10 protein-coding genes are annotated in these 12819 nt (G+C 64.2%); 7 read left to right on the top strand and 3 right to left on the bottom strand.

Features of this window, described 5'->3' with window-relative positions; genetic code table 11:
* The first annotated feature begins 51 nt into the window (after positions 1 to 51).
* Genes AABB87_RS12340 through AABB87_RS12315 form a run of 6 tightly spaced genes read left to right on the top strand, consistent with a single transcriptional unit; the run spans position 52 to position 8437 of the window.
* On the top strand, positions 52 to 1413 hold the full coding sequence (locus AABB87_RS12340; protein ID WP_341971531.1) for a hypothetical protein: 1362 nt from the start codon (positions 52 to 54) through the stop codon (positions 1411 to 1413).
* Between the two features lie 13 nt (positions 1414 to 1426).
* Positions 1427 to 1912, top strand: coding sequence for a hypothetical protein (locus AABB87_RS12335; protein WP_341971530.1), 486 nt, complete (start codon positions 1427 to 1429; stop codon positions 1910 to 1912).
* A gap of 5 nt (positions 1913 to 1917) precedes the next feature.
* On the top strand, positions 1918 to 4470 hold the full coding sequence (locus tag AABB87_RS12330) for an ATP-binding SpoIIE family protein phosphatase (RefSeq protein ID WP_341971529.1): 2553 nt from the start codon (positions 1918 to 1920) through the stop codon (positions 4468 to 4470).
* Positions 4471 to 4530: 60 nt separating this feature from the next.
* Positions 4531 to 4875, top strand: coding sequence for an STAS domain-containing protein (locus tag AABB87_RS12325; protein WP_341971528.1), 345 nt, complete (start codon positions 4531 to 4533; stop codon positions 4873 to 4875).
* Positions 4876 to 4895: 20 nt separating this feature from the next.
* Entirely contained in the window at positions 4896 to 6554 is a 1659-nt protein-coding gene (locus AABB87_RS12320) for a Na/Pi cotransporter family protein (protein ID WP_341971527.1), read from the top strand.
* A gap of 17 nt (positions 6555 to 6571) precedes the next feature.
* The gene (locus AABB87_RS12315) at positions 6572 to 8437 is read left to right on the top strand and encodes a uracil-xanthine permease family protein (RefSeq protein ID WP_341971526.1); all 1866 of its coding nucleotides are present in this window, start codon (positions 6572 to 6574) and stop codon (positions 8435 to 8437) included.
* A gap of 234 nt (positions 8438 to 8671) precedes the next feature.
* Here the strand turns inward: AABB87_RS12315 and AABB87_RS12310 are convergent, their stop codons facing one another.
* From AABB87_RS12310 to udk, 3 genes are all read right to left on the bottom strand, one after another.
* Positions 8672 to 9565, bottom strand: coding sequence for an FRG domain-containing protein (locus tag AABB87_RS12310; protein WP_341971525.1), 894 nt, complete (start codon positions 9563 to 9565; stop codon positions 8672 to 8674).
* Between the two features lie 223 nt (positions 9566 to 9788).
* Positions 9789 to 10304, bottom strand: coding sequence for a GNAT family N-acetyltransferase (locus tag AABB87_RS12305; protein WP_341971524.1), 516 nt, complete (start codon positions 10302 to 10304; stop codon positions 9789 to 9791).
* A 225-nt stretch (positions 10305 to 10529) separates the two neighbouring features.
* Positions 10530 to 11171 (bottom strand): uridine kinase, encoded by a 642-nt coding sequence (udk, locus tag AABB87_RS12300; RefSeq protein ID WP_341971523.1) that lies wholly within the window; start codon positions 11169 to 11171, stop codon positions 10530 to 10532.
* Positions 11172 to 11834: 663 nt separating this feature from the next.
* Here udk and AABB87_RS12295 point away from each other — a divergent pair.
* Positions 11835 to 12806 carry a tripartite tricarboxylate transporter substrate binding protein BugD gene (locus tag AABB87_RS12295; protein WP_341971522.1) on the top strand — a complete coding sequence of 324 codons (972 nt, stop codon included), beginning with the start codon at positions 11835 to 11837 and terminating at the stop codon, positions 12804 to 12806.
* The last annotated feature ends 13 nt before the right edge of the window (positions 12807 to 12819 follow it).

Genomic DNA, 12819 nt, shown 5'->3' with positions numbered 1-12819 from the left:
CAATTTCAGGCCCGCCAATCAAGACGCGGGTCATAGCGAGGGGATGCTTTGATGCCAACAAGAGCAAGACAACGCAAGAGACACGCCGCGGCCTGGGCGCTGGCGGGCCTGGGCCTGCTGGCCGGCGCCAGCGCACAGGCGGCCGAGGAAACTGGCGAGGGCCGGGGGAGTTCATTGCGCTTCTCCGGCTTCGCCACCCTGGGCCTGGCGCATAACGACAACGCCACGGCCGGCGCCGTCACCTCCTTCTCCCAGCTCAAGCCGGTGCAGCAAGGCTGGTCGGCCAATATGGACACGGTGCTGGGCCTGCAGTTGGAATGGCAGCCGCTGAGCGGCACCACATTTCAAGTGCAAGGCGTGGCCCGCGCCGGTGAAGATATGCAGCCGCGCCTGCGCATCGCCGCCTTGCGCCAGCAGCTGGGCCACGGTCTGAGCCTGAACCTGGGCCGTATCCGTAGCCCGCTGTTCTTTGACTCCAGCATTGCCGAGATCGGCTATGCCAATCTGACCGTGCGCCCGGCGCCAGCCATCTACGCCCTCACCAATAGCGTGGCGGGCCTGGACGGGGCCGACCTGCACTGGCGCCTCAACTTCGGCGATGCCAGCGTGCTGGCGCAAGTGTTTGGCGGGCGTTACGACTACACCCACCGCTTCAACAACTTTTCCCCCGCCATCTCCGCTGACGCCAGCTTGCGCGGCCTGCTGGGCTTCAGCTTGAGCGCCAATCTGCAAGGCCTGACCCTGCGCGTTTCGCGCACCGACATTGACCGCTATGTGCTGCGCTCCGAGCAGGTGGACCAAATCAATAACGGCCTGACTCAGCTCAGCGGCGCGCTGCAGCAAATCGCGCAGAACCCGCAACTGCCTCCTGCCATGCTGGCCGCCTTGCAAGCCAAGGCCCAAGGCCTGGATGCCCTGCGCAACCCCTTTGACAACCGTCCCACCTACACCAGCCTCGGCATGGACGGCAACTGGCAGCAATGGCGCTTGCTGGCCGAGCTGACCTGGATGGACCCGCGCAACGATCTGGTCGGCCGCGGCACGGGCTATAGCGTCACGCTGGCACGCAGCTTCGGCGACTTCACGCCCTATCTGAGCCTGGCCCAGCTCAAGCGCTCCAGCGCCAAGCTCAACACCAGCGCTCTGGCGCCCACCGGCATGGACCCGCAACTCGACGCGGGGCTGAACCAGCTCAAACAAGGCTTTGACCGCGCCCAGCAGTTCGCCGACATCAGCAGCCGCTCGGTCAGCCTCGGCCTGCGCTGGGACTGGCGCGAGAACATGGCCATCAAAACCCAGCTCGACCTCGTGAGTACGCCCACCGCCAACACGCCCGGCCCACTGGCTGTGCCCGCGCTGCCCTTCGACAACAAGCTCCAGCTGTTCAGCGTCACGCTGGACCTGGTGTTCTGAGGAGGGGCCGGTCATGAAACACCATCAACACCGCCTCCGCATCCTCCACCGCGCTCGCCTGGCCCTGCTCTCGCTACCCGCGCTGCTGAGCTTGCTGTGCTTCAGCGCACCACAAGCCGCGCTGGCCGGCACTGAGCTGATCGTCATCGCCCACAAAGATGTGGCGCTGGACAAAATCAGCCCCGAGCGCATGACGCAGATCTATCTGCGCCAGCAACAGAACTGGCCCGACGGCCAGGCCATCCAGCCCATCGACCTGCGTGAAGGCAGCGGCCTACGCCGCGCCTTCTACGACCAAGTCACCGGCCGCAGCCCCGGCCAGCTGCGCGCCTTCTGGGCCCGCCAGAGCTTCACCGGCATGGGCTTGCCGCCACGCCAGGTGGACAGTGATGAGGAAGTCACCCGCCTGGTGCAAAGCACGCCCGGCGCCATTGGCTATGTCTCACGCAAGCCCAGCGGCGCCGCCGTCAAGGTGCTGCTGACCGCCAATCTCGACTGACGCTTATGACGAGTGCTGCCACCGACCTCGGCCGGGCGCAAGCCCACTGGCTGCGCCTGCTGGCGCCGGCCAGCTGGCTGTCGGGGCGGCTGAGCTTTTCGCGCAAATTCCTGCTGGTCGGCGCGGTGATGCTGGTGGCCCTGACCTTGCTGAGCTGGCCGCTGCTGCGCACAGCCGGGCAAGACGCACAAAGCGCCGAGCTGGAACGCCGCGGCCTGACCGCACTGGCCCAGCAAGCCGCCGTGCTCGACACCTTGGTGCGTCAACGCGGTGCACTCAAAGACGAGCGCGGCAATGCCCAGGCCATCCAGGCAGCCCAAGTCCAACTGCAAGCCCTACAGGCCTGGGTTGCCGCGCCGCAGCTCCCGCCCAGCGCCCCGCCCAACACCTTGCCCGCCCTGGGCCAACGCCTGCAGCAGCAGTGGCAACAGTTGCAAGAGCTGGGCGCGCAAGACGATGACGCCCAGCGCCGCTTCGCCGCCCACACCGGCACCATCAACGCCTTGCTGGCCCTGATGCGCGAGAGCGCCCGCGCCCACCGCCTGAACGTGGACCCCAAGCTGGACGCGGCGTTCGAGATGCTCAGCCACCGCCTGCCCCTGCTGATGGAAACGCTGGCCAAGCAGCAAGATGCGCTGGCTCTGTCCAGCGACAGCATGGCCAGCTACGCCGTGGCCGCCCAGGTGGTGCTGAGTGAAGCCACACCCGCCCTGCGCGCCGGCATGAGGCAGCTGCTGTCCCAGGGCGACCCCGCCGGCCTGCAAGCCCAGCTGGACGAGTTGCTGACCCGCATCGAGCGCCAGCAAGACGCGGTCGACAAGGTGCTGGACGCGCCCGAAGCCCTGGCCGAGCTGCGCCCCATCGCCAGCGCCAATCTGGCCCAAGCCCAGGCCTTGCTGGTGGCCGCCACCACGCAGGCCGATGCCTTGCTGCAAGAACGCCTGACCCAGCTGCGCCGCAGCCAGTGGCAAGTGGGCGCCTTGCTGGTGGGTGCGATGGCAGCGATTGCCTATCTGTTTGCCGGTATCTATGTGTCCACCCTGCGCTCGCTGCGCCGGCTCTCGCAAGGCACGCAAGACTTCTGCGCCGGCCGGCTGGACACCCGCATCCGCATCGACACGCAAGACGAGTTGGTCCTGGTGGCGGGCAATTTCAATACCGTGGCGTCGGAGGTCGGTCGCTTGCTCGATGTGATCCGCGAGCAAAACGAATCGCGCCAGCGCGAGCTGGAGCGCCTGGTGCAACAGCGCACGCTGGAGCTGGCCGACAAGAACGACCAGCTGCATCTGGCGGCCCTGCGGGTGCAAGAGGAGCTGGAATCGGCCCGCGATATGCAGCAGGCCATCCTGCCCCAGCACTTCCCCGACACGGCGGACTTCTCCATGCAGGCCTGCATGCACCCGGCGCGCGAGCTGGGTGGTGACTTCTATGACTGCTTTGCGCTCTCAGACGGCCGCTGGGGTTTTCTGGTGGCCGATGTGGCCGGCAAGGGCGTGGGCGCGGCCTTCTTCATGGCCGTGTCGCGCACCGTGCTGCAAGACCTGGCACAAGACGAATTGGGCCCCGAGGAAGTGCTGGCCCGCGCCAACGATGTGCTCAGCGGGCGCAACCCGATGGAGCTATTCGTCACCGCCTGCTACTGCATCTATGACCCGCGCGATGGCAGCCTCGCCTACGCCAGCGCCGGCCACCCCGCGCCGCTGCAGCGCACCGCCCAAGGCGAGGCGCTGGCCCTGGACAGTGCGTGCGACATCGCCCTGGGCGTGATGCCCGGCATGAGCTACAGCCGCCGCCATGCCCACATGGCTTGCGGCGACACCCTTTTGCTTTACACCGACGGCATCACCGAAGCCTTTGACGCCGCCGAAAACGCCTATGGCGAAGAACGGCTGACTTCCTGGCTGCAAGCCAGCCACGAACCGCACGCCGCCGCCAAGCTGGCCAGCCTGGTGCGCGATGTGGCCGACTTCGTTGGCGGTGCCGAACCCAGCGACGACCTGACCGCCCTGCTGCTGTGCCGCAAGCCGCGTGTGGATGTCCCTATCGACACCGTCGCCACCAGCACCCAATCCCCCGACCCGTCCGCCAGCCCACAAGCCCGAGGAGCTCTGACCGTGAGCCACGCCCCCCTGGAACTGAAGAACAAAACCTTGTTGCTGGAGCATCGCCTGCACAGCCGTGTCGAAGAAATCGCCCCGCTGGCCGAGGCGGTGAACGAGGCCCTGGCCGAGCGGCCGGACGTGGCTTTTGCCGTCAACCTCTGCCTGGAAGAGTTGATCACCAACACCATCCAGCACGGCCTGCACGGCGCGCCCGACCGCAGCATCCATGTGCGGCTCTCGCGCTCGGATGAGTGGCTGGAAATCATCCTCAAAGACGACGCCCCGCCATTCGACCCCTTTGTGGAAGCCCCCGAACCCAGCCTGGACGCCAGCGTGGAAGAACGCGCCGTGGGCGGCCTGGGCGTGCACATGGTCAAAACCATGATGGACGAGGTGCGCGCCTTCTACGACGGCAGCGGCAACTTGATCGTGCTGCTCAAAACCCTGAAACGCTAACGCGGCCTTCCAGCGTCCTGCCAACGCCCTTCCCGAATTCGACCCAAGAAAGACAACACCATGAGCTTCGAACACTACAGCAGCGATGAACAAGGCGCCCGCCTGGTCAGCCTCAAAGGCCGCATCGACAGCGCCACCGCCAGCGCCTTTGAGCAAGCCGTACAAGACCTGTTCGCCACCCCCGGCGCCCGCGCCCTGCTGGACTTTGCTGCGGTGGACTACATCTCCAGCGCCGGCCTGCGCGTGGTGCTGATGGCCGCCAAGCGCGCCAAGCAAGCGCAAGGCCGCTTGCTGCTGTGCAGCCTGCCCCAGCATGTGCGCGAGGTGTTTGAGATCAGCGGCTTCCTCAAAATCATCGACAGCGTCACTGATCGCAGCGAAGGCTTCCGCCAGCTGGCGGCCTGACCTTTTATTTACGCGGACTCATGAGCATCTTTTTCAGCCTCTTCGCCGGGCTGGGTCTGTTCTTCATCGGCGTGAGGCTGATCAGCAACAACCTGCGTCAGGTGATCGGCCGCCGCCTGCGCCAGCTGATTGCGCGCGCCGTCACCAGCGCGGGCTCGCTGGCCTTGTTCGGCCTGCTGGCGGGGGCGGTGATGCAAAGCGTCAATGCCGTCATCCATGTGCTGGTGGCCCTGGTCACCGCCGGGGCCATGGACCGCAAGCGCGCCTTTCCCATCATCCGCTGGGCCAATCTGGGAACCTCGATGCTGGCCTTGTTAGCCGCCATTGACTTGCATGCCCTGGCCCTGTGCCTGGTGGGCCTGACCGGCATTGCCTACTACCAGCAGATCGACCAGTCCACCCGCTGGCGCCACGCCGTGGGCGCCCTGCTGGGCTTAGGCCTGCTGTTCCTGGGCACCGATTTCATCAAGACCGGCGCGGCCATGCTGCGCACCGAGCCTTGGCTGCGCGAGCAGATCGCCGAGCTGGGCGTTTGGCTGCTGCCCAGCTTTGCGCTGGGCGCGATGGTGGCCTGGGCCGCGCAGTCCTCGACCACGGTGGTGGTCATCACCATGAGCCTGGCGGCCGGCGGCCTGATTGGCTGGAACGGCGGCGCCATGTTGGTGATGGGCGCCGGCCTGGGCTCCGCCGCCTCAGCCTGGAATCTGGCCGGCCGCTTGCAAGGCAGCGCCCGCCAGCTGGTGTTGTTCCAGGTCTTGCTGCGCCTGCAGGGCCTGCTGCTCACCTTCATCTTCTACGCCTGCAACCGCTGGCTCTTGGACGACCCCTTCGGCCGCCTGCTCGATCACTTCGACATGGGCTTGCCCGCACGCCTGGCCGCCTTCTACATGGTGGTGCAACTGCTCAGCGATCTAGCCAGCCGCGCGCTGGAAAAGCCCAGCCTGCGCTGGCTGGAAGCCTGGGCCGCGCCCTCGCTGCAAGAGAACCTGAGCAAGCCGCACTTTGTGCACGACGAAGCCCTGGACGAAGCCGAAACCGCCCTCCTGCTGGCCGACAAAGAGCAGCAACGCCTGCTCGCCTGCCTACCGGCTTATCTCGACGCACTGCGGCAAGACGCGCCCGCTGCATTGGCGTCAGCTGACAAACGCCAGGCCGCTGAAAGCCAGGTGCTGCAGCTCTGCGAGCAGTTCCTGGTGGAGCTGGCCGACCGCCAGCGCAGCCGCGATGTGCTGGAGCGCAGCATGGTGCTGCGTGACCGCAACCGCCTGCTCGCCTCGCTGCAAGAGTCGCTGGTGGAGCTGCACCAAAGCACGCAAGCCGCGATGGGCGACCCCACCGTCGCCCAATTGCTGGACCAGCTGGTGCAAAGCCTGCACATGATGTTGGAAGCCCTGGCCGAAACCGCCGCCCGCGCCCAGCCCGATGCCGAAGACCTGGAACTGCTGCGCAGCCTCACCCATGACCGCTCGGAGCTGATGGACGGCATCCGCCGCCGCCTGCAAGGCAGCGAGCTGGAAGCCAGCCTGCGCCAGGCCGTGTTCAGCGCCACCACGGTGTTTGAGCGCTGCGTCTGGCTGGCGCGGCGCTATGTGCTGCTGCTGGATGCGCCCGCCATGCCGGGCAAGCCAGTCGCCACAACACCGCTCCCGACAACGACCCCGGCCCGCGCCAAGGCCTGACTGATACCGCACACCCCATGAGCCCGCCCCTGCTGCAAGCCCTCAGCCGCTGGCTGCCCCCGTCCAAGCCGGTGCGCCGGCCCTTCGAGCTGATCTACGCGGCCGATGAATGCCCGCCGCGTGGCGCCTTGGGGCTGCTGGCCTTGCAGCACGCGGCCACGGTGCTGGCCTTGATTGCCCATGTGCTGGCCGCCGCCAAGATCGCGGGCTTGAGCCTGCCGCAAACCCACTCCATCGTCGCCATGACCCTGCTGGGCATGGCCATGGGGACGGCCTTGCAAGCCTGGGGCGGGCGCTGGGGCAGCGGCACGCTGCTGGTGTTTCAGCCCGACCCGATGATGATCACCGTGGCCGGCGCGGCAATAGCCAGCTACGGCCTGGGCTCCCTGGTGCAGGTGAGCCTGATCGCCGCTGGCGTCACGCTCTGCGTGGGGCCGCTGATGCGCCACTTGCGCGCCCTGTTCCCGCCCACCGTGGTGGGCACGGTGGTGTGCATGGGGGGCTTAGGCCTGGTGGAGCCGGCCATGCGCAATGCCCTGGGCGTGGTGCATGCCCCGGCGGCTACGGTGGGCACTGCGGCCCTGCAGATCGACGGCATCAGCGCCTTGATCTCGGGCGCCACCCTGGCCAGCATCGTGGTGCTCTCGGTCTGGGGCGGGCGGCGCTTCAAGCTGCTGGGTGTGTTGGTGGGCTTGTTGATTGGCCTGGCCATTGCCGCCTTCAGCGAGCGCCTGCTGGGCCTGGAATGGCTGCACAGCGCGCCCTGGCTGGCCCTGCCGCAGCCGATTGCGCCCAGCTTCAACCTCGGCCCCGAGATCATCTTCGCCATCGTGCTGATCGCCACGCTCAACCAGCTGGACAACATCGGCTGCCTGATCGTGATGGACAAGACCGACAACGCCGACTGGAAGCGCGCCGATATGCAAATGGTGGGCCGCGGCATCCGCGCCAATGGCGCGAGTGACTTTTTGAGCGGCCTGTTCGGCAGCTTCCCCACCGCGCCCAGCTCGGCCAATATCGCCCTGGTGCACGCCACCGGTTCCAGCAGCCGCTACATCGGCCTGGCCTGCGCAACGCTGCTACTGCTGGTGGCGCTGAGCCCGCTGCTGACCATGGCGCTCACCCTCATCCCGCAAGCCGTGCTGGGCGCCATCTCGCTCTACGCCGCCGCGTACCTGATCGTCTCCGGCATCGAGATGATCGCCACCCGCGCGCTCGACAGCCGCGGCATCTTCATGGTCGGTTTATCGCTCTGCGCCGGCCTGGCCACCATGCTGATGCCAGGCTTGAGTAAAGGCCTGCCCGATGGCCTGGCCATGCTGGCCGGCGACGGCTTTGTGGTCACCGGCGTTTTCGTGATGGGCCTGAACCTGCTGTTCCGCCTGGGCACCCGCTTGCGCGCCAGCTGCGAGCTGGACCCACGCCTCGGGCCCATCAGCCACCAGCTCACCGCTTTTGTTGAGCGCCAAGGCGGCGCCTGGGGCGCCCGCATGGACATCGTCCGCCGCGCCGCCCTGGCCGCGCTGGAAGCCAGCGAAGCCATTCAAGCCGCCGGCGGCGGCCGCCTGCTAGTGATACGCGGCAGCTTTGATGAATTCAACTTCGACCTGGAGTTGCTGCACGAAGGCGAGCCGCTGCGGGTGGGCGCTGCGGCTGCTGAGTCGGGCGAGGGCTCAGCGGGCAATGGGGCCGCCGTGCCGCTGGATCTGGATGCGCTGATGAACAGCAGCGACGATGACGCTGATGCCGCTGAAATGGAACGTCAGCTCGACGCCGCCATGGCCCGCGTCTCCGGCGTACTGATGCGCCACTTGGCCGACAAACTCAGCAGCGCCAGCCTCGGGACGGGGCAGGCGGTGTTGAGGTTGCATTTTGATCATTGAGAGCCCCGGACACGCCTTTTTAGGATGCGACAGTTCGTCTACAGGCACTTTAGATTTAAGGCCTAGATTTAAGGCCTGACCCTCAGTCCTTTGACCCTCAGTCCTCTCATGCCTATGTTTGACCAGGCCATGAGCCGAGCCCTCGATACCCTTGCCTGCCCTAACTGAGCCCATGCCAGTAGGCAAAAAGGCCAATCTGACCCATAGCTCCATTGCGAAATGTGATCGACGGGATCAATAGCCCTCAATTTCCAAAGCTAAATTGCAGTGCGCAGAAGCGCCGCCAAGATCAGGGAAAAGCGTCAAGTGGTTGATGTTCATCCTGTTCAATGAGATCAAACACTTCTCGCGCTCAGAGTTCGGGATCAAGAACTTAATCAATTCCAGCCCTCTGTTTTCCTCATCGCCACTATCAACTAACCAAGCTTCCAAAGAAGGGTTTTCGACACGCGACGCCAGCCTTGTAAATAACCCGCCTTGATTGACCAAACGCTCATTCTCATCCGTCAAAGGATGGATAAAAGCCAGTTCCGGCTCAGTTTTTGGCGGGGGTTTACCGCCTGCAAACAGATCCAGCAGCCCCGGTTTCACCTTTCCGGATCGGACGTCTTCAAACCTTTGCCGAATCTCTAAATCCTGAGCCCGCGCTTTGCTCTTGGCCGCATTGATTAGTGTTTCAGAGTGCAAAGCGAAAACGGCACGATGATCTGTTTGATCTGGATCTTCCTTCATAAAGGCAAAGAAAGCGGCCACAAAGGGAGAAGTAGTCCAATCAAGTAGCGGCGTCGCTAGGCCATGATGCTGCGCTAGTGCCCACCAGTCATCATCTGATTCAAGCACTCTAGGGCTCTTCCCACGTCGGCCTCTTGTTGACAACTTGAACCGATCCAAATGTTCCTGAGTCAATACTGCATGCCTTAGAAATTCAGCAGGGTCACTAGGATCACCCTTCAATGCGCGCGTGAGTGTGGGCACCAGCGTCCAAGCACTCATTCGCTGGCCACGCCAAACAAATGCCTGATATGACTGCATATCTGTGCAGACGTAAGAAACGAAACTGGTCCAATCCGGCATGACGCACTGCCAATATCCATTGGCTATTTTCTCGAAGTGCAGCTCGTCGCCCATACCTTATTCCTCGTATCTTTAAAGTGCCCGACCAACATCCAAATCACTATACATTTGCAACAACCAGACCCCGCTTAACTCATGCGTTATCTACGGCGATGCTGAGATAGCAGGCATGAGGGTCAGGCCCAAATTTTGAAGTCCCCAGGAACCTCACCTATGAATTTAAGGCCTGACCCCGTGTCTTGCGTGTCTTGCTGAAAGCTAAAGCCCCTGCCGGCACTCAGCCGCGCCGCTCCAGGTAATGCGCGTCCGGCCCGTAGCTGGCCAGCTTATGGCGCAGTTGGGGCGATACCGGCCGGGGCGCAAAGCCCCAGCGGCCCCAGAAACTGGCCGAGTTTTGCACCGCGATCAGGCAGGCGCGATCCAAGCCGCTGGCCTCTAGGCTATGCAGAAAACGCTGCACCAGCGCCTGGGCCAGGCCGCTGCCACGGGCCACGGGGTGCACCGACAAGTCGTGCAGATACAAGCAATCGGCCCGCGCGGGCAGCACGCAATCAGCGGCGTCCAGCAAGGGGGGCGCCTCGGCCTGCCAAGGCAGGGCAAATAGGTAGGCGGCCAGTCCGCCGGAGCCCTGATGCGCGCCGACCCAGCAGTGCGCTGGCGCAGCCTGCAATTTGGCGGCCAAGGAAGCCCGAGACTCGGGCTGCAATTCGGTGAAACAAGCGGCCTGGATGTGCAGCACCTCAGGCAAGTCAGCCGCCTGCATGGGGCGGATCAGAAAATTCGGGGACACCATGGAACAAGAACAGAAAAGAGCGCAACTCAGCACAGACGGGACGCTGAGCGCCAAAACCGCCCATTGTCGGCGAAGCGCCGAGGGCGAGTAGCTGCGGGTCAGGCCTTCAATTTGCCCTGATTGAGCCTAAGCCCGTCGAGAGAAACGCTGCGTTCAACTTGATCATCAGAAGCTGCCCAAAGCTAAGGGCATTGATGCTTGAAGCCCGCGCTTGGGCACATCCACTCAACCCCGCCCCATCTCCTGCAACAAGCTCCTCACCTTGGTGGTGATGATGTCCACCGCCGGGCCGTTGGCGCCGTGGGGCAGGATCACGTCGGCGTTGCGCTTGGTGGGCTCGATGAACTGCTTGTGCATGGGGCGCACGGTGTCCATGTACTGGGTCACCACCGACTCGGTGCTGCGGCCCCGCTCCGAAATGTCGCGCTGCAGGCGGCGGATGAAGCGCACGTCGGAGGCGGTGTCCACATAAATCTTCAGCGACATCATGTTGCGCAGCTTGCTGTCGTACAGGGCGAACAGTCCCTCCACCACGATGATCGGTGCGGGCATCACGGTGATGGTGTCGCTGGAGCGGTTGTCGGCCGCGAAGTCGTACACCGGCATGGCGATGGCCTCGCCCTTGCGCAGCGCCGCCAGGTGCTGGGTCATCAGCGGCCAGTCGAAGGCATCCGGGTGGTCATAGTTCTGTTTGCGCCGGTCTTCCGGCTGCATATGGGATTGGTCGCGGTAGTAGTCGTCTTGCATCACCACCGCCACGTTCTCCGAGCCAATGGCAGCCACCACCTGGCGCGTCACCGTCGATTTGCCGCTGCCGCTGCCGCCTGCGACACCGATGACGAAAGGTTTTTGAGTAGTTTTGGGCATGAGGGGGTACTGCTGCGGCGAGAGGGGACGGGGCCTGCGAATTGGCAGGCGGAGGAAGGAGGGGAAGGGGCGGATTTTATGAGGGCGGAGAAAGGCGCTGTGGATGCCCCCCCGGTCAGGCATCAAGAAGACGGCGCCGGCGACTGAACTCGGCCTATCTGTCACAAGCGTCAGCCGGCTGATCAGGAAGTCAGCGATCTTTCAGCCCAAGCTGGGAGAGCTTGAGGTGGAGCGCTTGCTGAAGATTCTCGAGGCTAACGGTATCTACGAACGGGATGGCACAAAGCTGAGATACGGCTTACCTGACTAAGCCGTCCGACGCTGCAGCGCCACTACCGGCCTGATCAGTTCAATTGCTTCGACTGAAGCTTTTCAGCTGAAAGCCCTGAGGCACAGCAAGCCCCGGGGCACAAGCACGCCGGGTACCGCTGGGCTGTGGCTTGAGTTACGGGGCCTGGCGCCGTTATGGCGCCCCGAACTGGACGCCCTTGTGAGCTGGGTTCTGTGTGGCAATAGCGACAGGGTGTGCGCGATGCGGCCGTAGTGCACGCCGATCGCGCTACCCATCGGGAAACCACAATTGTCAAAGTGCGCGGTCTGGCAAAAGATGCACTCAGCAGCGCTCGACTGCGTCAAAGCCCCATCCATAAAACGGAGACAAACATGAACACTCGCTTCCTCAAAACCCTGCTGAGCGCCGCCGCACTGTCCGCCTCAGTCGCAGCCCACGCTTACCCGGACAAGACCGTCACCATCATCGTGCCGTTTGCGGCCGGCGGCCCCACCGATACCGTGGCTCGCTTGGTGGCTCAGTCCATGGGCGCAACCTTGAAGCAGCAGCTGATCATCGAGAACGTTGGCGGCGCCGGCGGCACGATTGGCGCGGCGCGCGCGGCCAAGGCTGCCCCTGATGGCTACACCTTGTTTTTGCATCACATCGGCCAGTCCACCGCGCCGGCCCTGTACCGCAAGCTCAGCTATGACGCGATCAACAGCTTTGAGCCCGTCGGCTTGATCACCGACGTGCCAATGACCTTGATCGCCCGGGATGACTTCCCCGCCAAAGACCTGAAAGAACTGCTGGCCTATGTGAAGGCCAATAAGGACAAGATCACCTACGCCAATGCGGGCCTGGGTTCCGCTTCGCACCTCTGCGGCATGCTCTTCATGTCGGCGATTGAAACCGACCTGACCACCGTGCCCTACAAGGGCACCGGCCCCGCCATGAACGACTTGTTGGGCAAGCAGGTGGATTTGATGTGCGACCAAAGCACCAACACCACCAGCCAGATCAAGAGCGGCAAGGTCAAGGCCTACGCCGTCACCACCAAGACCCGCCTGGGCTCGCTGCCCGCCATTCCGACGATGAATGAAGCAGGTTTGCCGGGCTTTGAAGTGGCGGTGTGGCATGGCCTGTATGCGCCCAAGGGCACGCCCAAGCCGGTGATTGAGTCGCTGAACAAGGCACTGAAGATTGCCTTGAAAGATGCCACCGTCAAGCAGCGCTTTGCGGACCTGGGCACCGAGCCTGTGGCAGAGAGCCGCGCCACGCCCGAGGCGCTGCAAGCCCATTTGAAGGCTGAAATTGACAAGTGGTCGCCCATCATCAAGAAGGCCGGTGTGTACGCTGACTGATTGACCTCACCAA

It is taken from the genome of Roseateles sp. PN1, assembly GCF_038419725.1.
In the GTDB taxonomy this organism is placed as follows: Bacteria; Pseudomonadota; Gammaproteobacteria; order Burkholderiales; family Burkholderiaceae_C; genus Paucibacter_A.
The sequence above is the reverse complement of the archived record's forward strand: the minus strand, read 5'-3'. Positions and strand labels throughout refer to the sequence as shown.

Coding starts and splice junctions, on each gene's coding strand:
- AABB87_RS12340 (WP_341971531.1), top strand. CDS start 52: ATGCCAACAAGAGCAAGACAACGCAAGAGACACGCCGCGGCCTGGGCG.
- AABB87_RS12335 (WP_341971530.1), top strand. CDS start 1,427: ATGAAACACCATCAACACCGCCTCCGCATCCTCCACCGCGCTCGCCTG.
- AABB87_RS12330 (WP_341971529.1), top strand. CDS start 1,918: ATGACGAGTGCTGCCACCGACCTCGGCCGGGCGCAAGCCCACTGGCTG.
- AABB87_RS12325 (WP_341971528.1), top strand. CDS start 4,531: ATGAGCTTCGAACACTACAGCAGCGATGAACAAGGCGCCCGCCTGGTC.
- AABB87_RS12320 (WP_341971527.1), top strand. CDS start 4,896: ATGAGCATCTTTTTCAGCCTCTTCGCCGGGCTGGGTCTGTTCTTCATC.
- AABB87_RS12315 (WP_341971526.1), top strand. CDS start 6,572: ATGAGCCCGCCCCTGCTGCAAGCCCTCAGCCGCTGGCTGCCCCCGTCC.
- AABB87_RS12310 (WP_341971525.1), bottom strand. CDS start 9,565: ATGGGCGACGAGCTGCACTTCGAGAAAATAGCCAATGGATATTGGCAG.
- AABB87_RS12305 (WP_341971524.1), bottom strand. CDS start 10,304: ATGGTGTCCCCGAATTTTCTGATCCGCCCCATGCAGGCGGCTGACTTG.
- udk (WP_341971523.1), bottom strand. CDS start 11,171: ATGCCCAAAACTACTCAAAAACCTTTCGTCATCGGTGTCGCAGGCGGC.
- AABB87_RS12295 (WP_341971522.1), top strand. CDS start 11,835: ATGAACACTCGCTTCCTCAAAACCCTGCTGAGCGCCGCCGCACTGTCC.